The 23321-nt window shown below is 72.1% G+C and carries 11 protein-coding genes and 1 pseudogene; 4 read left to right on the forward strand and 8 right to left on the reverse strand.

The window, feature by feature from the left end:
* Positions 1 to 134: 134 nt before the first annotated feature.
* From DFJ66_RS16920 to DFJ66_RS16935, 4 genes and pseudogenes are all read right to left on the reverse strand, one after another.
* Positions 135 to 9629 (reverse strand): annotated as a pseudogene (locus DFJ66_RS16920) (SDR family NAD(P)-dependent oxidoreductase); the annotation flags it as partial.
* Between the two features lie 136 nt (positions 9630 to 9765).
* Entirely contained in the window at positions 9766 to 11313 is a 1548-nt protein-coding gene (locus tag DFJ66_RS16925; RefSeq protein ID WP_121222369.1) for a fatty acid--CoA ligase, read from the reverse strand.
* Between the two features lie 31 nt (positions 11314 to 11344).
* Positions 11345 to 11914 carry an FcoT family thioesterase gene (locus DFJ66_RS16930; RefSeq protein WP_121222370.1) on the reverse strand — a complete coding sequence of 190 codons (570 nt, stop codon included), beginning with the start codon at positions 11912 to 11914 and terminating at the stop codon, positions 11345 to 11347.
* A 54-nt stretch (positions 11915 to 11968) separates the two neighbouring features.
* Complete coding sequence (locus DFJ66_RS16935) at positions 11969 to 12991, reverse strand: AfsR/SARP family transcriptional regulator (protein WP_170199467.1); 1023 nt, start codon at positions 12989 to 12991, stop codon at positions 11969 to 11971.
* A gap of 220 nt (positions 12992 to 13211) precedes the next feature.
* Between DFJ66_RS16935 and DFJ66_RS16940 the strand changes: the two genes are divergently transcribed.
* From DFJ66_RS16940 to DFJ66_RS16950, 3 genes are all read left to right on the forward strand, one after another.
* Complete coding sequence (locus DFJ66_RS16940) at positions 13212 to 15542, forward strand: TOMM precursor leader peptide-binding protein (protein WP_342776960.1); 2331 nt, start codon at positions 13212 to 13214, stop codon at positions 15540 to 15542.
* Between the two features lie 46 nt (positions 15543 to 15588).
* Entirely contained in the window at positions 15589 to 17043 is a 1455-nt protein-coding gene (locus tag DFJ66_RS16945) for a SagB family peptide dehydrogenase (protein WP_147459290.1), read from the forward strand.
* 122 nt (positions 17044 to 17165) lie between these two features.
* A complete protein-coding gene (locus DFJ66_RS16950; RefSeq protein WP_121231298.1) occupies positions 17166 to 17771 on the forward strand; it encodes a response regulator transcription factor in 606 nt (201 codons plus the stop codon).
* Between the two features lie 497 nt (positions 17772 to 18268).
* Here DFJ66_RS16950 and DFJ66_RS16955 read toward each other — a convergent pair whose 3' ends face one another.
* Both DFJ66_RS16955 and DFJ66_RS16960 read right to left on the reverse strand, forming a co-directional pair.
* Positions 18269 to 19474, reverse strand: a complete 1206-nt coding sequence (locus DFJ66_RS16955; RefSeq protein ID WP_121222374.1) for a sensor histidine kinase — start codon at positions 19472 to 19474, stop codon at positions 18269 to 18271.
* A gap of 703 nt (positions 19475 to 20177) precedes the next feature.
* Complete coding sequence (locus tag DFJ66_RS16960) at positions 20178 to 20750, reverse strand: sigma-70 family RNA polymerase sigma factor (RefSeq protein WP_121222375.1); 573 nt, start codon at positions 20748 to 20750, stop codon at positions 20178 to 20180.
* A 122-nt stretch (positions 20751 to 20872) separates the two neighbouring features.
* Between DFJ66_RS16960 and DFJ66_RS42795 the strand changes: the two genes are divergently transcribed.
* The gene (locus DFJ66_RS42795) at positions 20873 to 21124 is read left to right on the forward strand and encodes a zf-HC2 domain-containing protein (RefSeq protein ID WP_170199469.1); all 252 of its coding nucleotides are present in this window, start codon (positions 20873 to 20875) and stop codon (positions 21122 to 21124) included.
* A 315-nt stretch (positions 21125 to 21439) separates the two neighbouring features.
* On the opposite strand, the gene DFJ66_RS16970 is transcribed toward DFJ66_RS42795, so the two are convergent.
* Positions 21440 to 22207: an ABC transporter ATP-binding protein gene (locus DFJ66_RS16970; RefSeq protein WP_246029791.1), complete on the reverse strand. Its 768-nt coding sequence runs from the start codon at positions 22205 to 22207 to the stop codon at positions 21440 to 21442.
* Between the two features lie 8 nt (positions 22208 to 22215).
* Positions 22216 to 23307: a FecCD family ABC transporter permease gene (locus DFJ66_RS16975; protein WP_211351200.1), complete on the reverse strand. Its 1092-nt coding sequence runs from the start codon at positions 23305 to 23307 to the stop codon at positions 22216 to 22218.
* Positions 23308 to 23321 lie beyond the last annotated feature (14 nt).

A 23321-nucleotide genomic window follows, 5' to 3' on the forward strand; every position in this document is an offset into this window, starting at 1 on the left:
TTCACGCCGCCCAGTTCCAGCAGGCTGTCCAGCAGACCCGCGTCCCGCAGCCGGCCCAGCGGGATGGTGGCCAGCACGCGGCGCACCTCGTCCTCGCGCAGTCCGCCGCCGGTCTCGCCGAAGAGCTTGTCGTGCAGGAGCTCCGCAACCGCGCGGGCGTGCGGCCGGTCGAACGTCAGCGTCGCGGGCAGGCGCAGGCCGGTCGCGGCGGTGAGCTGGTTGCGCAGCTCCAGCGCGGCCAGCGAGTCGAAACCCAGGTCCGTGAAGGCGCGCTCGGCGGGCACCGCGTCGGCGGAGTCGTGCCCGAGGACGGTCGCGGTGGTCGTGCGCACGAGCTTGAGCAGGGCGTCCCGGCGGTCGGTCTCGGACAGCCCGGCGAGCTGCGCCCCGAGGTCCGCGGTGCTCGCGGCGACCCGGCGGGTCCTGGTGGCCCCGCGCAGCCCCCGGTAGAGGGGTCCGTCGACGGTGGCCAGCTCCAACCCGATCGGCACCAGGGTGGCGTCACCGCAGGTCAGGGCCGCGTCGAACAGCCTGAGACCGTCCTCGACCGACAGCGGCCTGACCCCGGCGCGGCTCAGCCTCTGCTTCTCGGCAGCGGTCAACTCGCCCGCCATACCGCCGTCCCACAGACCCCACGCCAACGACACCGCAGGCCGTCCCTGCTTCCGCCGCTGAACCGCCAGGGCGTCCAGATAGGCGTTGGCCGCCGAGTAACTCGCCTGACCCGCGTTGCCGAACGTCCCCGATGCCGACGAGAACAGGATCAGCGGACCATCGGTCAGCTCGTGCAACACCTGAGCCGCGTCCACCTTGGGCCGCAACACCTTGTCCACCCGCTCAGGCGTCAACGACCCGATCAGACCGTCGTCCAACACACCGGCCACATGCACCACCGCCGAAACCCGGTGCTCGGCCAGCACGCGCTGCACACCACCACGGTCAGCGGCATCGCACGCCACCGACACCGCACCCAGCTCGGCCGCCAGTTCCGGCGCACCACTCCGGCTCATCAGCACGAGATCACGCACGCCATACCGGTCCACCAGGTGCCGGGCGATCACGCCACCCAACGCACCCGAAGCACCCGTCAGCAACACCGCGCCATCGCCAAAGCTCATGGGTTGCGCGTCGGACACCGGAACCCGGGCCAACCGGCCCACGTGCGCGACACCGTCCCGCACCACGACCTGCGGCTCACCCGGCACCAGCAAGACCTCGCCGTCCACCAGGACGATCCGGCCCGGAGCCTCGGCCTGCGCGGAGCGGACCATGCCCCACACCGCCGCACTCGTGGGATCGACGTCCTCGCCGGCAAGAGCCACCGCACCCTCGGTCCGCACGACCAGAGTGCCCTCGTCGCTCGAAAGGAACTTCTGCAGGACGGCCAGGGTCTCGTGCAGGACCGCCCGGACATCGCCCGCGGAGACGCGGTGCACCGGGAGGTCCGTCGGAGCACCGGCCGCCGGCACCCACTCCAAGCGGTAGAGGGAGTCGTGGTGGGAGCGCGTGACCAGCTGGTCGGCGGACACGGGCCGCGTGGTCAGGGAGTCCACGGACAGCACCGGCCGCCCGGCCGGGTCCACGGCGGCCAACGCCAACCGGTCGTCCCCGGTCGGCGTCAGCCGGACCCGCAGCACCGACGCCCCCGACGCGTGCAGCCGCACCCCGGACCACGCGAACGGCAGCCGGGTCGGGCCGTCGTCCGGGATGGCCGGGTGCAGGGCCGCGTCCAGCAGCGCCGGGTGCAGCTCGAACCCCTCGACGTCGTCGACCGACACCTCGGCGAACACCTCGTCACCGCGCCGGAACGCGGCCCGCACGCCCTGGAACACCGGTCCGTAGCCGTAGCCCCGGTCGGCCAGCGCCGCGTAGTCCACCGCCAGCGGGGTGGCGTCGGCGGGCGGCCAGTCGAAGGTCTCCCCCGCTCCCGCGTCGGCGGCGGTGACCACGCCGTCGGCGTGCAGCACCCAGTCGTCGGACCGGGAGTAGATCCGGACCGTGCGCCCGGCTTCGGAGTCCCCGCCCACGACGACCTGGATCGCGACACCGCCGGTCGGCGGCAGCACCAGGGGCGCGTGCAGGGTGAGTTCGTCCAGGACTTCGCAGCCCACGGACGCGCCGGCGCTCAACGCCAGGTCCACCAGCGCCGTGCCGGGCACCAGCACGGTGCCGAACACGTCGTGGTCGCCCAGCCACGGGTGCGCGTCCAGGGACAGGCGGCCGGTGAACAGCACGCCGTCCGAGTCCGGCAGCGCGACCGCCGCGCCCAGCAGCGGGTGGTCCGCGCCGGTCTGGCCGAGGCCGCTCGGGTCGGCCCCGCTCGTGCTCTCCAGCCAGAACCGCTTGCGCTGGAACGGGTACGTGGGCAGCTCGATGGGCGTGCCGCCGCCGAAGTAGGCGTCCCAGTCCACCGCGCGGCCCTGCACGTGCAGCCGTCCCAGGGCTTCCACGACCGTGCGGACCTCGTCGCGGTTGCGCCGGGAGGTCGGCACGAACCCGTCCGCCATCGCGGTCAGCACGGCGTCCGGCCCGACTTCCAGGAACGTGGTGGTGCCGCTGTCGCGCAACGACTGCACGGCGTCGGCGAACCGCACCGCCGCCCGCACCTGCCGCACCCAGTAGTCGGGCTTGGCGAGGTCCACCACCCAGCCGTCCACAGTGGACACGACCGGGATCGTCGGTTCCGCGTAGGAGATGGAGGCGGCCACCGCGCGGAACTCGTCCAGCATCGGGTCCATCAGCGGCGAGTGGAACGCGTGCGACACGGTGAGCCGCTTGGTCCGGCGGCCGGGGAGCTGGTCCACGACCCGCTGCACGGCCTCCTCCGCGCCCGACACGACCACGGCGGTCGGACCGTTCACGGCGGCGATGGCCACGTCGTCGGTCAGCAGCGGCACGACCTCGGTCTCCGTCGCCTCGACCGCGACCATGGCACCGCCGGCGGGCAGGGCCTGCATCAACCGGCCCCGGGCGGCGACCAGGCGAGCCGCGTCGGCCAGCGAGAACACGCCGGCGACGTGCGCGGCGGCCAGTTCGCCGATGGAGTGCCCGGCCAGGTAGTCCGGCGTGACGCCCCACGACTCGACCAGCCGGAACAGCGCCACCTCGAACGCGAACAGCGCGGGCTGGGTGTAGCCGGTCCGGTGCAGGTCCTCGGTGTCGACGACCTCCTGCAACGGCCGGTCCAGGTGCTGGTCGAAGGCCGCGCACACCTCGTCGAAGGCCTTCGCGAACACCGGGAAGACGCGCAACTGGCGGCCCATGCCGGGGCGCTGGGCACCCTGGCCGGAGAACAGCACCGCCAGCCGTCCGGGCGTCGCCGCCTCGCCGGTCACGCCGTCCAGCGCGGTCAGCAGCTCGTCCCGGTCGGTCGCGACCACGACCGCCGCGCGCTCCAGCCGGGTCCGGCCGGCCAGGGAGCGGGCCACGTCCTGGATCCGCACGTCCCGGGTCGTCAGGAAGTCCTTGAGCTGCCGCGCGACCGCGTCCAAGGCCTCGTCGGTCCGGGCCGAGAGCACGACGGGCGTGACCGGCAGGTCGGGGGTCGGCGTCGACGGCTCGGCGTCGGCCTCTTCGATCACGACGTGCGCGTTGGTGCCGGAGATGCCGAACGACGACACAGCGGCCCGGCGCGGGTGCCCGTTGCGCTGCCACGGCACCGGTTCGGTGAGCAGCGAGACCGCGCCCTCGGCCCAGTCCACCTTCGGCGACGGCTCGTCCACGTGCAGGGTGCGCGGCAGCAGGTCGTGCCGGAGGGCGAGCACCACCTTCATGACGCCCGCGACACCGGCGGCGGCCTGCGTGTGGCCGATGTTCGACTTCACCGAGCCCAGCCACAGCGGTGTTTCCCGGTCCTGGCCGTAGGTGGCGAGGATCGCCTGAGCCTCGATCGGGTCACCCAGGGTCGTGCCGGTGCCGTGCGCTTCCACAACGTCCACATCGGACGGCCGGAGACCCGCGTCCGCCAGCGCGGCCCGGATGACCCGCTGCTGGGACGGACCGTTCGGCGCGGTCAGGCCGTTGGACGCGCCGTCCTGGTTCACCGCCGACCCGCGCACGACAGCGAGCACCCGGTGCCCGTTGCGCCGCGCGTCGGACAGCCGCTCCACCACCAGGACGCCGACGCCCTCGGCGAAGCCCACCCCGTCCGCCGCGCCCGCGAACGACCGGCAGCGGCCGTCCGGCGACAACCCGAGCTGGCGGCTGAAACCCACGTAGGTCTCGGGTGTCGCCATCACCGACACGCCACCCGCCAACGCCAGCGAGCACTCCCCGTTGCGCAGGGCCTGCGCCGCCAGGTGCAGGGCGACCAGCGACGACGAGCACGCCGTGTCCACGGTCAGCGTCGGGCCTTCCAGCCCGAAGGTGTAGGCCACGCGGCCGGAGGCGACCGCGCCCGTGCTCGCGTTGCCCTCGTAGTCGTGGTACATCATGCCCGCGAACACGCCCGTGTCACTGCCGCGCAGCGCCGCCGGGTCGATGCCCGCGTGCTCGAACGCCTCCCACGACGTCTCCAGCAGCAGGCGTTGCTGCGGGTCCATGGTCAGGGCCTCGCGCGGGGAGATGCCGAAGAAGTCGGCGTCGAAGTCCGCCGCGTCGTGCAGGAACCCGCCTTCGCGCGTGTAGGACTTGCCGGGCAGGCCGCGGGTCGGGTCGTAGACGTCGGCGAGGTTCCAGCCCCGGTCGGTCGGGAAGCCGGTGATGGCGTCCCGGCCCTCGGCGACCAGCCGCCACAGGTCGTCGGGCGTGCGGACGTCGCCGGGGAAGCGGCACGCCATGCCGACGATCGCGATCGGCTCGTCGTTGCGCTGCTTGGCTTGCGTCGGTTCTTTCGGAGTGGTGGTGCCCGCCAGGAACTCCGCGACCGCGCGGGTGTTCGGGTAGTCGAAGGTGAGGGTCGCCGGCAGGCGCAGGCCGGTGGCGGTGGCGAGCTGGTTGCGCAGGTCGAGCGCGGCGACGGAGTCGAAGCCCAGCTCGGTGAACGCGCGGCCCGGGTCGACGGCCTCGGCGTCCTGGTGGCCCAGGACGGCGGCCACGGTGGCGCGGACCAGGGCGAGCAGGCGGTCCTTGTCGGCCAGGTCGGCGCCGGTGGCCACCGCCCGGCGGGCCTTCGGGCGGACCAGACCGCGGTAGAGGGGGCCGTCGATGTTGGCGAGGTCCAAGCCGATCGGGACGAGGGTGGCTTCGTCGCAGGTCAGGGCGGCGTCGAACAGCCTGAGGCCGTCTTCGACCGGGAGGGGCTTGATCCCGGCGCGGCTGAGCCGTTGCTTCTCGGCGGTCGTCAGCTCGCCGGCCATACCGCCGTCCCACAGGCCCCACGCCAACGACAGGGCGGGCAGGCCTTGGACGCGGCGGTGCGTGGCCAGGGCGTCCAGGTAGGCGTTGGCGGCCGAGTAACTGGCCTGGCCCGCGTTGCCGAACGTCCCGGAAGCCGAGGAGAACAGGATCAGCGGGCTTTCGGTCAGTTCGTGCAGCAGCTGAGCCGCATCGACCTTGGGCCGCAACACGGTGTCGACCCGTTCGGGGGTCAGGGAGTCGATCAGGCCGTCGTCCAGCACGCCAGCCACATGCACGACCGCCGACCACTTGCGGCTGCTCAAGACTTGGGTGATCCCGTCGCGGTCGGCGACATCGCAGGCCACGGACTCCGCGCCAAGCTCGGCGGCGAGTTCCGGCGCGCCGCTGCGGCTCATCAGCACCAGCTCGCGGACACCGTGCCGTTCCACCAGGTGCCGGGCGATCACGCCACCCAGCGCGCCGGAAGCACCGGTCAGCAGGACCGCGCCATCGCGGAAGTTCAGGGGCTCTGCGTCGGACATCGGGACCCGCGCGAGCCGGCCGACGTGGGCGACACCGTTCCGCACGACGATCTGCGGCTCGTCGGGGACGAGCAGGACTTCGCCGTCCACCAGGACGATCCGGCCTGGTGCCTCTGCCTGAGCGGAGCGGACCATGCCCCAGACCGCCGCACTGGCGGGATCGACGTCCTCACCTGGGAGGGCGACCGCGCCCTGGGTCTGCACGACCAACGTCCCATCGGCACCGGCCAGGAACTCCTGGAGGGTTTCGAGGGTCTGGTGCAGGACTTCGTGCACTTCGCCGCCGGCGGGGACGCGGTGCACCGGGTGGTCGGTGGGAGAGCCGGTCGCCGGGGTCCACTGCACGCGGTAGAGGGAGTCGTAGTGGGTGGGGCGGAGGTCGAGGGGGCGGGTTTCCAGGGTGCCGACCGAGACGACGGGGGTGCCGGTGGGGTCGGTGGCGGTGAGGGTCCAGCCGGTCGCGGTGGGGGCGAGATGGACGCGGAGGGTGGTGGCGCCGGTGGCGTGGAGGGCCACGTCGTGCCAGGTGAAGGGGACGGCGGGTGGCCTCCGGCCCCCGTCTCCATCGTCCCACGGGGTACCGACAGTGCCGGCCAGGAGCGGGGCGTGGAGAGTTGCGTCGAGGAGGGCCGGGTGGAGGGCGAAGCCGGTGTCCGGGGCGGGGAGGGTGACTTCGGCGAAGAAGTCCTCGCCGCGTCGCCAGAGCGCCGTCACGCCTTGGAACACCGGGCCGTACTCGAAGCCCAGGGCCGCCAAGGGGGTGTAGTCGACCGGGAGCTGTTCGGCGTTCGTGGGCGGCCACTCCACTGGGGTCGGGGTGGTGGCCGTGGGTGAGACGGTGCCGACTGCGTGGGTGGTCCAGGTTTCGGCCCGTTCGGCACGGGAGTGGACCTCGGCGGTGCGCCTGCCCGCGGCGTCGGGCTCGCCCACGCGGACGCGCAGTTGGACGCCTTCGCCCTCGGGGAGCACCAAGGGGGCGACCGTGGTCAGCTCCTCCACGGCCGCACAACCCACGGCGTCCGCCGCGTGCACGACCAGTTCCACCAGGGCCGCACCGGGCACGAGAGCCGCGCCGGCGACGACGTGGTCCGCCAGCCACGGGTGCGTGCCCGTCGACAACCGCCCGGAGTAGACGACGCCGTCGAAGTCCGGCAGCGCGACCGCCGCGCCCAGCAGCGGGTGGTCGGCGTCGGCGAGACCCAGCCTGGTGGCACCGGTGGTCTGCGCGTTCTCCGCCCAGTACCGCTCGTGCTGGAAGGCGTAGGTGGGCAGGTCCACGCGGGTCGCGCCGGGGAAGAACGCCGGCCAGTCCACCGCGACGCCCCTGGTGTGCAGGCGGCCCAGCGCGGTCACGGCGGTCACGGCCTCGTCGCGCTCGCGCCGGGTGGTGGGGACGACGTCGTCCGAGTCGACCATCGCGGTGAGGGCGGCGTCCGGGCCGACCTCCAGGAACGTCCGGACGCCGTTGGCGCGCAGGGTGTCCACGGCGTCGGCGAACCGGACGGCGGCGCGGGCTTGGCGCACCCAGTAGTCCGGGGTGGGGGTGACGGGTTCGCCGGTGACGGTGGAGATCAGCGGGACGCTCGGCTCGTGGTGGGTGATGTTCTCGGCGACCTTCCGGAGGTCGTCCAGCATCGGTTCCATGAGCGGCGAGTGGAAGGCGTGGGAGACGGTGAGCCGCTTGGTCTTGTGGCCTCGGAGGGTTTCGGCGGCGGTCTCGACCGCTTCTCGCGTGCCGGAGAGGACCAGGGAGTTCCGGGCGTTGATCGCGGCGACGGCGATGTGGTCGGAGAGCAGGTCGGCGACCTGGTCTTCGGTGGCTTGGACGGCGAGCATCGCACCGCCGGCCGGCAGGGCCTGCATGAGTCGGCCGCGGGCGGCGACCAGGCGAGCGGCGTCGTCGAGGGAGAAGACGCCGGCGGCGTGGGCGGCCGCGAGTTCGCCGATGGAGTGGCCGGCCAGGTAGTCCGGGCGGACGCCCCACGACACGAACAGCCGGTGCAGAGCCGTTTCGAAGGCGAACAGGGCGGGCTGGGTGTAGCCGGTGTGGTGGAGTTCGTCGGTGTCGAGCACTTCGGCGAGGGGCTTGGGCAGGTGCGGGTCCAGAGCCGCGCAGGCCTCGGCGAAGGCTTCGGCGAACACGGGGAACTGGTGGAGCTCCCGGCCCATGCCGAGGCGCTGTGAGCCTTGGCCGGTGAACAGGAACGCCACCTTGCCCGGGGTGACGACGTCCGTCACGCCGTCGTCGGCCAGCAACTCTTCCCTGTTCCGCCCGACCTTCACAGCCCGGTGGTCGAACGCGGTTCGCGAGGTGGCCAACGAGAAACCGACGTCCACAACGGACCCGTTCAAGCCGGCCGAGCGTGTGATCTGGTCGCGCAGGGCTGCCGGTGTGCGGCCGGAGAACACCCACGGCACCACAGCCGGGACTTCGGCGGCCTCGACCGGCTCGACGGCGGCGGGTTCCTCCAGGACCACGTGCGCGTTGGTGCCGGAGATGCCGAAGGACGACACGGCCGCTCGCCGGGGGCGCTCCCCCGCCGGCCACTCCACCGGCGAGGTCAGCAACGACACCGCACCCGCCGACCAGTCCACCTTGGGCGACGGCTCGTCCACGTGCAGGGTGCGCGGCAGCACGCCGTGCCGCATCGCCAGGACCACCTTCATCACGCCGGCCACACCGGCGGCGGCCTGGGTGTGACCGATGTTGGACTTCACCGACCCCAGCCACAGCGGGCGTTCCTCGGACCGGCCCTGGCCGTAGGTGGCGAGCAGGGCCTGGGCCTCGATCGGGTCGCCCAGGGTCGTGCCGGTGCCGTGCGCCTCCACGGCGTCCACGTCGGATGTCGACAAATCGGCATCCGCCAGCGCGGCCCGGATCACCCGCTGCTGCGACGGACCGTTGGGCGCGGTGAGCCCGTTGGACGCCCCGTCCTGGTTCACCGCCGAGCCGCGCACCACCGCGAGCACCCGGTGCCCGTTGCGCACGGCGTCGGACAGCCGTTCCACCACGAGCATCCCGACGCCCTCGGCCCAGCCCACGCCGTCCGCCGCGCCGGCGAAGGACTTGCACCGGCCGTCCGGCGACAACCCGCGCTGGCGGGAGAACTCCACGAACGTCTCGGGCGTGGCCATCACGGTCACGCCGCCCGCGAGCGCCAGCGAGCACTCGCCGGACCGCAGGGCGCGGACCGCCAGGTGCAGGGCCACCAGGGACGACGAGCACGCGGTGTCCACGGTCATCGTCGGCCCCTCGAGGCCGAGCGCGTAGGCGACCCGGCCGGACGCGATGGCGCCGGTCGAGTTGTTGCCCGCGTAGTCGTGGTACATCATCCCGGCGAACACGCCGGTGGCGCTGCCCTTCAGCGACGCGGGCAGCAGACCCGCGCGTTCCAGCGCCTCCCACGAGACCTCCAGCAGCAGCCGCTGCTGCGGGTCCATGGCCAGCGCCTCGCGCGGGGAGATCTCGAAGAAGTCGGCGTCGAACTCCGCCGCGTCGTGCAGGAACCCGCCCTCGCGCGTGGACGACTTGCCCGGCGTGCCCGGCGTCGGGTCGTACAGGTCGGCCACGTCCCAGCCGCGGTCGCCGGGGAACCCGGTCACCGCGTCCCGGCCGCCCGCCACGAGGTCCCACAGGTCCTCGGGGGTGCGGACGCCACCCGGGAAGCGGCACGCCATGCCCACGATCGCGATGGGCTCGCGCGCCGCCTCCTCCGCCTCGCGCAGCCTGCGGCGCGCGTCGCGCAGTTCCGAGGTCGTCCGCTTGAGGTAGTCGAGCAGCTTGTCCTCGTTGTTCGACATCGACGTCACTCCACGGCGGGGCCGGTTGTTGTGGGTGGTGGACGCGGCACGCCACGCCGCCGGACCGGGCGGGCGCCGGCCGACAGCGGGGCGGGGTGTTCGTGGTGCGGTGGGTCGTGCGGGTGCGGGTCCTTGGTTCGACCGGTCAGCTCACGCGGCGCTCGTGGCCCTGCCAGAAGCGTTCGCGCAGCTCGCGGCGCAGGATCTTGCCGCTGGGGTTGCGGGGGACCTTCGCGATGAACTCGTAGCGCAGCGGCAGCTTGAAGCCGGCGAGCTTGCCGCGCAGGTACAGGGCCAGCTCGCGTTCGCTGAGCTCCGCACCCTCGACCGGCACGACGAAGGCGTGCACCGCCTCGCCCCACCGCTCGTCCGGCACACCCACCACGGCCGACTCGGCGACCAGGGGGTGGCGGCCGATGACGTGCTCGATCTCGGCCGGGTAGACGTTCTCCCCCGCCACGATGATCATGTCCTTGATCCGGTCGCGGATGAACAGGTAGCCGTCCGCGTCCAGCACGCCCGCGTCGCCGGTCACGACCCAGCCGTCGACCAGGGTCTTCGCCGTGGCCTCGGGCAGGTTCCAGTACTCCAGCATCGCGGCCGGGGTCTTCAGCCACACCTCGCCGACCTCGCCGGGCGGCAGGGGGTTGCCCTGCTCGTCGGCGACCTTGACCTCGAACCCGGGGTACGGGCGACCGGCGGCCTGCATGCGACCGCTGTCCGGGGTGTGGTCGGCGGGTGGCAGGCAGATGGCGGTGTTGCCGGTCTCGGTCAGGCCGTAGATCTGGGCGAACTCGCAGCCGAACCCCTCGACGCAGCGGGCCAGCAGCGCGGCGGAGATCGGTGCACCGCCGTAGACCACCTTGCGCAGGGTGGTGAAGTCCTCTTTGGACACACCGGGTTCGGCCAGCAGCAGGCGGAGCATCGCGGGCACCATGCACGCCGTGGTCACGCCGAGCGCGCGGATCAGCTCGACCGCGCCGGCGGTGGTGAACTCGCGCATCACCACGTTCGTGACGCCCGCCGAGAAGCCCTGCGTCGCCCACCACAGACCGCCGATGTGGAAGCCCGCCATGCCGACCAGGCTGATGTCGCCCTCGCGCCAGTCGATCCAGTCCAGACCTTCGGACGCCAGCGCGTTGCGCACCGCGAAGAAGCTGCGGTGCGCGAGCACCACACCCTTGGGCAGACCGGTCGTGCCGCTGGTGTACATCTGCACCAGCGGGGTGTCCGGCGTGACCCGGGCCAGCACGTTCGCGTCGGGCTGCGCCGAAACCCAGGCGGCGAACCCGTCCAGGTTCAGGACCCTGGCGAGCTTCGGCAGCTCGGACGCCAGCTTGTCGGCCGTGGGCGCGGACTCGGCGTCCACGAACAGCAGCGCGGTGCCGGAGTCGCGCAGGATGTGCTCGACCTCGTCCGCCGCGAGCCGCCAGTTGATGGGAACCAGCACCACACCGCTCTTCGCCGCGCCGAACAGGAGCTCGTAGTAGTGCTCGGACTCCTTGCCCAGGTAGGCGATCCGGTCGCCGGGACCGAGGCCTTCGGCCTGGAGGCCCCGGGCGACCTGGTTGCTCACGCGGTGCAGCCCGGCGTAGTCGACCCGCCTGCCCTCGCACACGATCGCGACGGCGTCCGGCTGCACGGCGGCGTGCTTGCGCACCACGTCCACGAGCGTGCGCACCTGAACGGTCACCGTTCCTCCTCGGGGTCGGAGTGGGTGCGGCTCACGCCGCGTCGGCCTGGAAGCGCATCCCGGGCGGGTTGACCAGGGCCATGCGGACCTCGCCGTCGGCGATGCCGCCGTTCGCGTCCCAGAAGCGCCACGGCATGTCGATGATCTGCACCGGCTTGCTGCGGTTGCGCTCGCTGAACTCCGCGAAGCTCACCTCGCCGCTGAACGACGACGAGTCGATCGGGCGGCGGAAGTTGGACTTGAAGTTGGCGATCAGCATGTCCGGCAGCTGCTTGGCCCAGTAGTCGGCCATGCTCCACGCCCGGAACGCCGGCAGCGCGTCCTCCTGGATGCACTTGGCGATCAGGTAGTACATGAGCTGGTTGAAGCAGATGTTCACCTCGACGGAGTTGAGGTGACCGGTGTCGTCGATGTAGCAGGAGTAGGGGATCGCGAACTCGCCCTGCGCGCTGGCCAAACCGTTCGCCACGTCGACCGTCGCCGACTTCAGGTATTCGGTCTTGGGCTTCGCGTACGGGCGGAGCACGTCGGAAAGCAGGGCCGGGTCGTTCGGGAATGTCCGGAACCCGAGCGAGGTGTTCTCCACCGGCGATGTCGTCATCGTTTCCTCCTCAGCGCACCGAGTGTGAATTCGACGGTAATCGCCGGCGGGGAATCAACCGGTAACAGCGGCGGAACTCGACCGGCGGCCGGCCGGGCGGCGGCGCACCAGGGCGTCGAGCAGCATGTCCGACGTCATCGAGCGATCGGTGAGGGCCGGGTCGGTGGACAGCAGGGCCACGTGCAGCGCCTGGATGCGCTCGGAGGGCTCGATGCCCAGCTCGCCCATCATCCGCTGGCGGAACCGCATGTAGACCTCCAGCGCCGCGGACGACCGGCCGGAGCGGTGCAGGGCGATCATCAGCATGGCGTGCGCGGACTCGTGCAGCGGGTGCTCCACGACCAGCGACGCCAGCTCGGAGATGGTCTCCCGGTGCCGGCCCAGGCACAGGTCCGCGTCGATGCGGGTGGTGTGCGCGTAGAAGCGGCGCTCCTCCAACCGGGCCGCCTGGGCGCGCAGTTGCGGACCCCATTGTCCCTGGTGGAGGACGTTCCCGCGCCACAGGGCGAGTGAGCGGCGCAGGTCGTCGCCGGCCTTCGCGTAGTCGCCGGCGTGCATGGCGGCGGTGCCGGCGGTGACCAGGTCGTCGAACTCGACGATGTCGAGCTGGCGGGGGTCGACGCGCAGGGTGTAGCCGCCCGAGCAGGTCAGCAGGACGTCCCGCGTGACGTCCTCGACGGACATGCCCAGCACGTCCCGGAACAGCTTGCGCAGCTTGAACATGTAGGTCTGGAGGGTGGCGTGGGCGGTGCGCGGCGCGCCGCCGCTCCACAGCTCGCGCACCAGCAGCGACGCGCCGACGGGCTGGTTGGCGTGGAACAGCAGGGTGGACAGGATCAGCCGCAGCTTGGGCGCGCTGGGTGCCACGTCCACGCCGCCGTGCCGGATCACCAGCGGGCCGAGCAGTTCGAACCGCAGGCCCGCGAGCGGGTTTTCCGGGGAACGCCGCGGCGCCACCACGGGGGCCGCATCGGGCGGCGACTCGATTTCCGGTTCCGACGCTTCGAGCAGCGCGGCGAGCAGCGACAGTTTTTCGGCTCGGGACATGACGCCGAGCCCGGCCAGGTTGGCAGTCATTTCGGACCTCGCAATCAGCCAGATCCACCGCGATTTCCGCCGCGGCCTGACGAAGAGCGTGCGACGAGTGGTGGTCGAGGGGAAGTCGGGACAGGCCCCAACGCTATTCCACCGGCCGGTCGAGCCGATAGTGACCGTTTCATGGGTCGGCATGAGCAACCAACGCCGGTTCCCGTGACGCGCGCACTTGTCCGGGGGTCGGCCCGACCGGGACGCTTCGGTGGGAGCACGCTGGAGCGCCGCTGGAGCGGCACTGGTCGAGCAGGGGGACACCATGCCGGGTGGCGGAGCGGAGCTGCGGGTCGGGTTCAAGCGGCACCTGCGGGCGCACGTGGTGCGCGGCGACGCCGTGTACGTGCTGTCCGAGCGCGGGGCGACCTCCGTGCGGGGTGCGCACGTCGAGGCGGTGGCCCCGCTGCTGGACGGCAGCCGCGACCTGGCCACCCTGGTGCGCGAGGCCGGCCTGTCCCCCGCCGAGGTCGGCGCGGTCGTCATGGGCCTGGTGGAGGCCGACCTGGTGACCGTGCGGCCCGCGTGCGACTCCGAGGACGAGCCGTCCCTGGCCTACTGGGAGGCCGCCGGCGTCGACCCGTCCGCCGCCACGACCGCCACCGCCGGCGCGCAGGTGGGTCTGCTCACCGTCGGCACCTGCGCCGAGGGCGCGGTGCGCGCCGTGACCGACGCCGGTCTCACCGTCACCCGGATGCCGGGGAACTTTCCCGCGGCGGGTTCCGACCTGTCGATCGTGCTGTGCGACGACTACCTGGAGGAGGGGCTGGCCGACGTGGACGCGGCGCACCGCGCCTCCGGGCGGCCGTGGCTGCTGGCCAAGCCGGGTGGCGCGCAGGTGTGGCTGGGTCCGGTGTTCGACCCGGCCGCCGGCACCGGCTGCTGGCACTGCCTGGCGCACCGGCTGCGCGGTCACCGCCAGGCCGAGACGCGCCTGCGCACCCTGGTCGACACGCCGGTCGTGCCGCCGGACGTGTCGCTGCCGCCGCTGCGCACCGCCGCGCTGAACCTGGTGGCGATGGAGGCGGTGAAGTGGTTGGCGGGCCTGCGCCACGACGGCCAGCGCGCGGTGTGGACGCTGGACAGCATCGGCTTGGGCGGCAAGCACCACGAGCTGCGCGCCCGCCCCCAGTGCCCGGAGTGCGGTCACGCGGACCTCATCCGCGACAAGACCTTCGAACCCGTGACCCTCCAGAGCCGCAAAAAGGCCTCCCGAACCGGCGGCGGGCACCGGTCGCGCTCGCCCGAGCAGGTGCTGGCCGAGCACGGGCACCTGGTCAGCCCGGTCACCGGCGTGGTCAAGGAGATCACCCGTGACGACCGCGGCCCGGCGTTCCTCAACTCCTTCCGCTCCGGCCCGAACCTCGCCCTGACCACCCGCCGCAGCGCCGACCAGATGCGGTCCGCGCTGCGCGCCGAGAACGGCGGCAAGGGCGTGACCCCGCTGCACGCCGAGGTGAGCGCGTTGTGCGAGGCCGTCGAGCGGCACAGCGCGTACTTCCACGGCGACGAGGCCACCGTCACCGGCCGGTTCGTGGACCTGGAGAACGCGGTGCACCCCAACGAGTGCCTGCTGTTCGACGAGCGCCAGTACGCCGACCGGGAGCGCTGGAACGCGACGTGCTCGCCGTTCCAGTACGTGTGCGCCCCCTTCGACGAGACCGCGGAGACGACCTGGACCCCGGTGTGGTCGCTCACCGAGCAGCGCCACCGCCTCCTGCCCACCTCCATGCTGTACTTCGACGTCCCGGCGCGGCACGGTGGTGCCTCGCTCAACGCCGACTCCAACGGCAACGCCGCCGGCGCGAGCCTGGAAGACGCCTTGCTGCAAGGGCTCCTGGAACTGGTGGAGCGCGACGCCGTGGCGCTGTGGTGGTACAACCGCACCCAAGCCCCGGCCGTGGACCTCGACAGCTTCGGCGACCGCTGGATCGACGAGCTGCGCGAGGTGTACGCGGGCCTGCACCGCGAGGTGTGGGTGCTGGACGTGTCGTCGGACGTCGGCGTCCCGACGATGGCGGCGCTGTCCCGGCGCACCGACAAGCGGTGCCAGGACGTCATGTTCGGCTTCGGGGCACACCCCGACCCGGCCGTGGCCCTGGTGCGGGCGCTGACCGAGATGAACCAGCTGCTGCCCGCCGTGGTCGACGCGCGCGACGACCGCGACGAGTACGGCTGGTCCGACCCGGACGCCGTGCGCTGGTGGCGCACCGCGACGTGGGAGGGTGACCCCTGGCTGCGCCCCGACCCCGAGGTGATCCCCCGGACCAGGGCGCACTACCGCCACACCCCGACCGACGATCTGCACCAGGACGTGACGGCCCTGCAACACCAGCTCGAGGCGCTGGGCCTGAACGTCATGGTGCTCGACCAGACCCGCCCGGACGTCGGGCTCCCCGTCGTGAAAGCGATCGTGCCGGGGATGCGCGGCTTCTGGGCGCGGTTCGCACCCGGGCGTCTGTTCGACGTCCCCGTCAAGCTCGGCAGGCTGGACCGCCCCACAGCTTACGAGCGCCTCAACCCGATACCCCTGTTCGTGTGATGCGGACGCACGCGGCCCCCACCGCGTGACCGCCAAGGAGCACACATTGCGATCCGACGCCGACGTGCCACCACCCGGGGCGACCCTCTCGCTGTGGTCCTTCCGGGACGACGTGGCCATCGAGACGGCCGAGGACGGCAGCCTGACGATCCTCGCCCGCTGGGGCGACGTGACCCTCGATCCGCCGGGGCGGGCGATCGAGGAGGTCCTGCACCGCATGACCTTCGGGCCGGTCGCCCTCGGCAACGTCGACGGGCTGGACGAGGAAGAGCTGCACGGCCTGTTCGACAGGCTGCCCGGCCGCATCGTCCGGTCCCTGGGCTCGCGGGACTCCGCGATCCCGCTGCTGTCCGCCCAACCGGTCTCCCCGCACGGGGTGCTGGAACTGCCGGATGTGCCGCCCGACCACCCGGTCCGCCTGTCCCGCTTCGCCCTGGCGCGGCAGCGGGACGGCGAACTGGTGCAGGAGTCCCCGCTGTCGCACCACCGCGTCGTCCTGCACCGCCCGCAGCCGTCCGCGGTGATCGCCGCCTTGGCGCGCCCCACGACGGTCGCCGAGGTGGCGCGGCGCGTGGGGCTGCCGGTCGCCTTGGTCGGCGAGATCGTCGCCTACCTGATCGGCGCCGGCATGGTGGTGGTCGCCGAGAACGGCACGTTCGGCGAGGACCACGACCCGGCCCTGCGCTCGTGGTCCCCGTACGAGCTGATGTTCCACTCCCGCAGCCGCCTGGGCCGCCACGACGAACCGGCGGGCGCGACCTTCCGCCACGTCGACAAGACCCCACCACCCCCGGCCGCGAAACCCGCACCACCGGGCCGACGCTTCCCCCTCCCCCGCCCCACGGACACCCCCACCGACATCACACTCGTCGAAGCCATCGAGGCGAGGCGCTCCACCCGCGCCTTCGCCGCCGAGTCGCCGACCGCGGCCCGACTCGGCGAACTCCTGCACCACGCGGCGGCCGTCCGCTCGCGCCAGGAGGTCGACGGCCCCGGCGGCACCCGGTACGAGGTGACCCGACGCCCGTACCCCGGCGCGGGTTCGCTGTACGAGCTGGAGCTGTACCTGACCGCCGACCGGTGCCCGGACCTGCCGCGCGGGATCTACCACTACTCGGCCACCGACCACGCGCTCACCCTGGTGAACGACGACCCGGCGGCCGTGGACGAGGTCCTCGACAGCGCCCGCGTCACCACCGGCACCCGCCGCCCACCACCCGCGCTGCTCACGATCACCGCGCGGATGGACCGGATGGCGTGGGTGTTCGACGGGATCTCCTACGCCACCACGCTCAAGCACGTCGGCGTGCTCCAGCAGACGCTGTACCTCGTCGCCACGGGCCTCGGCCTGGCGGCGTGCGCACTGGCCATGGGAGACGACGACACCTCCCCCGCCGCGCTGGGTCTCGACTGGCCGGCGGAGGTGAGCGTCGCCGAGTTCGCCGTGGGGTTCCCGGACTCCTACTACGACGAACCGTACTCGGCCGTGCACGGAATGTGAGGGTGTCTGCGACACCGCTGACATCTTGCTTAAATCCCCTGCCAGAGCAGGAAACGGTTGTACATCATGCTTGCCGCGGCGTGGTACAACCGGTGACACGCGCGGCTGAGGGGGTTGCCGAGTTGATCAAGGTGATGCTGGCCGAGGACATGCACATGGTCCGGGGCGCGCTCGTCGCGTTGCTCAACCTGGAGCCCGACATCGAAGTGGTGGCAGAGGTTTCGTCGGGCACCGACATTCTGCCCACGGCCCAGCGGGTTTGCCCGGACGTGGCGGTCATCGACATCGACCTGCCCGGCAAGGACGGCCTGACCGCGCTGAGCGAGATCCACGCGGCCTGCCCCGAGGTCCGGACGCTGATCCTCACCGGACTAGGCAGACCAGGCAACCTGCGCCGAGCCTTGTCCGCCAAGGCAACGGGTTTCCTGCTCAAGGACGCCCCGCCGACCGAGCTGGCCGACGCCATCCGCAGCGTCGCCGCCGGTCGGCGGGTCGTGGACAGCCAACTGGCGATGTCCGCATGGGACAGTGCGGAGTCCCCCCTTACCGCACGAGAGACAGAAGTTCTCCGCCTTACTGCGGAAGGCCTGCAAGCAGTCGACATCGCGGCCCAGATGTTCCTGTCCGTGGGCACGGTCCGCAACTACGTGACAACGATCATCAACAAGCTCAACGCCCGCAACCGGGTCGACGCCATCCGCATCGCCCGCGAGGCCGGCTGGCTATAACGCATATCCACCCCACACCACCCGCCCGCCCCGCGCTCCGACCATTTGAGACAGAACAGTCCACACAGGACAGCACGACAACGGCCCGAAGCCCTCCCCACCGGGGCAGGACTCCGGGCATTTCTGCGTTCAGCCCCAGGAACGTCACGACACGGACCACCGGACGTCGCCGGGCGTTCACCACCCGCGCGCAACGCTGCTCTTCGGCGCGCGAAGCGCGCTGTGGTACCAACCACAGGTGAAGGGCCTCGGTTCCCCCGCCGTATGGCCTGCCCGAAGGGCTACCGCACTTCGGGTCGGGTGCAGCCGAAAGTTTTTGCGAGGAACGAGCAAAAAGTTTTAGCGGCACCCGGCCCGAAGTGTGGTTGGCTCCGCCAGGCCATGCGGCGGGGGAACCGACGCCCTTCACCCCCCGCTGGCGGCCTGCCGCGCGGCGAGCGCCGCTTTTCATCTTTTGATCTTGAGAACGCCCAGCGCGTTGAGGAGCGTGAACCGCCCTAGCCCCCGGCAGCGTCAGACTCGGCGCGACGCGCAGCCGCATGCCGGTCATACCGCAACGGCACCTCAGCCCTCAACCGGAACTCCTCCGGCGAGTGCGACACAGTCACCGCCCCGCCGATCTCCTTGGCCCGCACGGACAGGTTCTGCAACCCACCTCGACCGCTCCCCGGCGCCCGCCCGCCCCGCGGCCGTTCGGCCAGGTCGTCGTTGACGATCTCGAGGGACGCGGTGTCCTGGGTCTGCCGGATGGTGATGTGGCAGTTCTTGGCCTTGCTGTGCCGCAACAGGTTCGTCACGCCCTCGCGCAGGACCGTGGCCAGGACGGTGCTGACCTGCACCGGCAGGTCGATGTGGTCGGCGTCCAGCTCCACGTGGATGTCCGCGGCCTGGAGCACCGACACGGCCGAGCGGCACTCCTCTTCCAGCGACAGCTCCCGGTACCCGCTCGCGACCGTCCGCGCGTCCGACAGCGCCAGGCGGGAGATCTCCAGGATCTCCAGCAGCTGGTCACCCGCCTCCTGCGGCGACTTCTCGATCAACCGGTGCGCCAGTTCGATCTTCAGCGCGATCGCGGACAGGCTGTACCCCAACAGGTCGTGCAGGTCCCGGGCGAACCGCAGCCGCTCCTGGAGCACCGCCATGCGGGCGATCTCGGCCCGGCTCGCCTGGACCTCCGCGACCAGCGCGGTCAACCGGGACAGCCCGTACACCACCAGACCCGTGGTGACCGTGGAGATCGCGGTGTAGAGCATGTCGATGGGTTCGGCGGTGAACAGCCACTGGATCACGCCCATCGAGGCGACGATCGCGCTGAACGCCGTCCACGCCGCGACGGAGCGCAGGACCAGCAGGACGCTGCCCGCGAGGAAGCCCGGCATGCCCACCCAGGCCTGGCCGAACAGCAGGATCGGCAGGTACACCAGGCACGCCTGCGCCGCCAGGACGCCGTACCCGAGCGGGGTGCGCAGCCGGCCGTTGTCGCGGGCGTACCACATGAGCTGCATGGCCATGAGGGCGGCGATGCACAGGAAGGACAGTGCGATCGCGCCCGCGCTCACCGGCAGGAGCAGGACGTGCAGGAAGCCGATCAGGCTGATGCACGCGAACACCGCGGTGACCACGCCCATGGCCAGGCGTGGTGCGGGCAGCGGCAGGAAGCCGCGCGGAGGAGGAGGGGCGGTGGTGGCGGCGGAGGGGTTCACTGCTGGCCCCCGTGCCGACTAGCTCGACCTGCGCGTGCTCGAGGGGCTGTCCGCCCGTAACGCGAGCCGACCTGTCCCGAGGTGACGGCGCTGCCCTGTTCCGGGCCATGTTCGACCAAACACGTTTAACTCCCCAGTAAGTTACAACCCTGCGCCGGCGGCGTTCCTGCACGCAGTTGGCGACAACCCCCCGCGTGACGGTGCCGCCGCCACGAACCCCCGTGTCGAAGACATTTCCCGACGCAGTGCTCGGCAGAACAAGGCTACCGGCTCCACCACCAGTGAAACCGATTCCTACCGCAAATATCAGACTGTTGTCCAGATCAGCGGGGGCGGGTTGTCCTGGGACTTTTCCACAGGAAAAGGACGGTCGTCAAGAACCGACGGGGAGTCACTGCGGTACGCAACTTTTCCCAACCCGAGCAGGGCAACGCGGGCGGCCGTGCGGACGCCGGCGGCAGGGCCACCCGGCCTAGCCGCGGCGTGCGGACGCACCACCACCGCCGCCCGGCTCCCCAGGCACCGCAGGTCAGCCAGCGACCTGCGGACGCACCACCGCCACCGCCCGGCTCCCCAGGCACCGCAGGTCAGCCAGCGACCTGCGGACGCACCACCACCGCCGCCCGCCTCCCCAGGCACCACAGGTCAGCCAGCGGCCTGCGGACCCACCACCACCGCCGCCCAGCTCCGCAGGCACCGCAGGTCAGCCGGCGGCCTGCGGACGCACCACCGCCGGGGCCAGGACGGACACCAGGTCCCGCCGGGCGCGCGCGACGCGTGACCGGATCGTCCCCACCGGGCAACCGCACACCTGCGCGGCCTCGGCGTAGCCCAGGCCCACGACCTGCGTCAACACGAAGGCGTCGCGGCGCTCGCCGGACAGGGTGCGCACGGCCAGCTTGATGGCGACGGTGTCGTCCAGGCCGGGCAGGTGGTGCGCCCCGAAGCGGTCCGCGGCGGCCTGCCAGTCCTGGTCGGAGGCGATCGCGGGGCGGGTGGCGGCGGCGCGGAAGTGGTCCGCGGCGACCCGGCGGGCGATGGCCAGCAGCCAGGTCCGGGCGCCGGCGCGGCCGGTGAACCCGGGGGCGCTGCCCAGTGCGCGGACGAAGGTCTCCTGGGTCAGGTCCTCGGCGTCGGAATGCCCGACGAGGTAGACGAGGAACCGCCAGACGTCACGCTGCGTAGCGCGGATGAATGGGTCCGCCGCGGCGCGGTCACCACGTCCGACGGCGAGGAGAAGGGCGGTGGTCGGGTCGTCCCCCGGTGTTTCCGACATGATTCCGAGGCTAGCCCCTGAAAATGCTCCCGAGAACGCGCACCAGCGACATCCAAGGGGTCTTCACCGCGTTGACCAGAATGTGTTGGAACCATCCGGGGAGAACCGGCGACTACTAGTCCGTGGATTGCGACGACATTCGACCGGCGTTGAGCGCGCGGCTGGACTCCGAAACCGGGCCGGCCGAGCTGGAAAGGCTCGCGGACGAGCACCTGGAGCACTGTGGCGCGTGCGCGCGGTGGCTGGACCAGGCCGCCGCGGTGACCCGGCGGGTCCGGATGTCGGCCGCTGTCGCGTGGCCGGACGTGACGGAGGCGGTGCTCGCGCGCTTGTTCCCCACGCCCGACCCCGCCGCCGGACCCCCTCCGGAGTGACCGCGACCCACCGCACCACACCCCCGACCCACCGCACCACACCCCCGGCCCACCACTCCACGCCCCCGGCCCACCCCACCAAGCCCCACCACGCTCAAGACGCACCGCCCCCACTCGACGGAACCGGCGAAAGTCCCGCACCCGAACGAAAATCGACGGACCGCCGATTTCGTACCACCCGGTTCAGCGCCGTACCGGGTGGTACGCCGACAAGTCCCGAACCGTGCGTTCCGGACATGACGAAGTCGGGCCACCCGATCACCGGTGGCCCGACTTTGCGCAATAGCCGCGACGCGGGGAGCTATAGGCGGGCGGTCATCCCGCTTTTGCGAGCGGACGCGCACCGTACGTGACCCGCACGACGCCGTCGTCATGGCGCTCCGTCACCGCCTTGACACCGAAAACGGCGGACAGCACGTCCGGCGTGAGCGCTTCCAGCACCGGTCCGGACGCGACGATCCGGCCGCCGTCGAGCACGACCAGGCGGTGGCAGCTGCGGACCGCCAGGTCGAGGTCGTGCAGCACGGCCAGCGTGGTCACGCCCAGCGTGTGCACCAGTTCCAGCAGCTCGAACCGGGCGCGGATGTCCAGGTGGTTGGTCGGTTCGTCCAGCACCAGCAGTTGCGGCTGCTGGGCCAGCGCCCGCGCCAGCAGCACGCGCTGGCGTTCGCCGCCGGACAGCGACCCGTAGATCCGGTCCGCGTGGCCGAGCATCCCGGTGCGCTCCAGCGCGTCGGCCACGATGTCGTGGTCCTCGCCGGTCTCCCGGTCGAACATGCCCTTGTGCGGGGTGCGGCCGAGCGCGGCGACCTCGCGGACCGTCAGGCCGGCGGGCGTCGGGCTGTTCTGGAGCACGGCCGCGGTCCGCCGGGCGGCGGCGCGGGCGGACAGCGACCAGACGTCGTCCCCGCCGAGCAGCACGGTGCCGCCGGACGGGCGCATCGACCGGTAGACCGTGCGCAGCAACGTGGACTTCCCGCTGCCGTTCGGGCCGAGCAGTCCGACGAAATCGCCGGGCGCGACGTCGAGGTCCACGTCGTGCAGGATCGGCGTGCCGCCGATGGTGACGCTGACTTGTCTCAATTGGAGTTTCATGAGTGTGAAAGGCTCCGATCCCGCCGCATCAGCCAGATGAAGAACGGCGCGCCGAAGAGGGCGGTGAGGATGTTCAGCGGAAGTTCGTTCGGCGGGTCCACCGTGCGGCACAGCAGGTCCACCGCGACCAGGTAGACCGCGCCGACGAGCGCGGAGATCGGCAGGACCCTGCGGTGGTCCACGCCGAAGGCCAGCCGCACCAGGTGCGGCACCATCAGGCCGACGAACCCGATGCCGCCCGCGACCGCGATGAGCACGCCGGCCAGCAGGGACGTCAGCACGATCACCACCACCCGCAGCCGCTTGACGTCCACGCCGAGCGCGGTGGCGGACTCGTCGCCGGTGACCAGCGCGTTGAGGTGGCGGCCGTAGAGGGTCAGCACGAGCGTCACGCCGACCACCACCACCCCGGCCACCTGCAACTGGTCCCACCGCGCGCCGGCCACGCTGCCCAGCAGCCAGAACATGATCTGCCGCATGTTGTTGGGCGAGGTCTGGAGCTGGAGCAGGCTGGTGATCGAGGTGAACACGTAGCTGACCGCGACGCCGGCGAGCACCAGCCGCACCGGGTTGAGCCGCCCGCGCTGCTGCCCGAGCGCGAACACCAGCGCCACGGCGAGCATCGCGCCGACGAACGCCGCACCGGACACGCCGAGGCCGCCCAGCGCGCCCGCGCCCAGCGCCATGACGGTGACCGCGCCGACCGACCCGCCCGCGGACACGCCGAGGATGAACGGGTCGGCCAGCGGGTTGGCCACCAGCGCCTGCAACACGACACCGGCGACCGCGAGCCCCGCGCCGCACAACGCGGCGAGCAGGACGCGCGGGACGCGGAAGGTCCACACGATCTGCTCGTGCGCCGGGTTGACGCCGGGGTCGGAGCCGGTGAGGTGGCCCCACACGATGTGCCAGGTGTCGCCCACGGACACCGGCACCGAGCCGACCGCGGCGGCGACGAGCACCACCACGACCAGCAGCGCGCCGAGCACGAGCAGGCACAGCCCGAGCGGCGCGCCGTGCAGCGGCGCCGGTCTGGCGGCGGGACGGACCCGGGCGACGGCGGGCCGGGGTGCCGGAGGGCGGGACACCATGGTCATGGTGA

The organism is Saccharothrix variisporea, from assembly GCF_003634995.1.
In the GTDB taxonomy this organism is placed as follows: Bacteria; Actinomycetota; Actinomycetes; order Mycobacteriales; family Pseudonocardiaceae; genus Actinosynnema; species Actinosynnema variisporeum.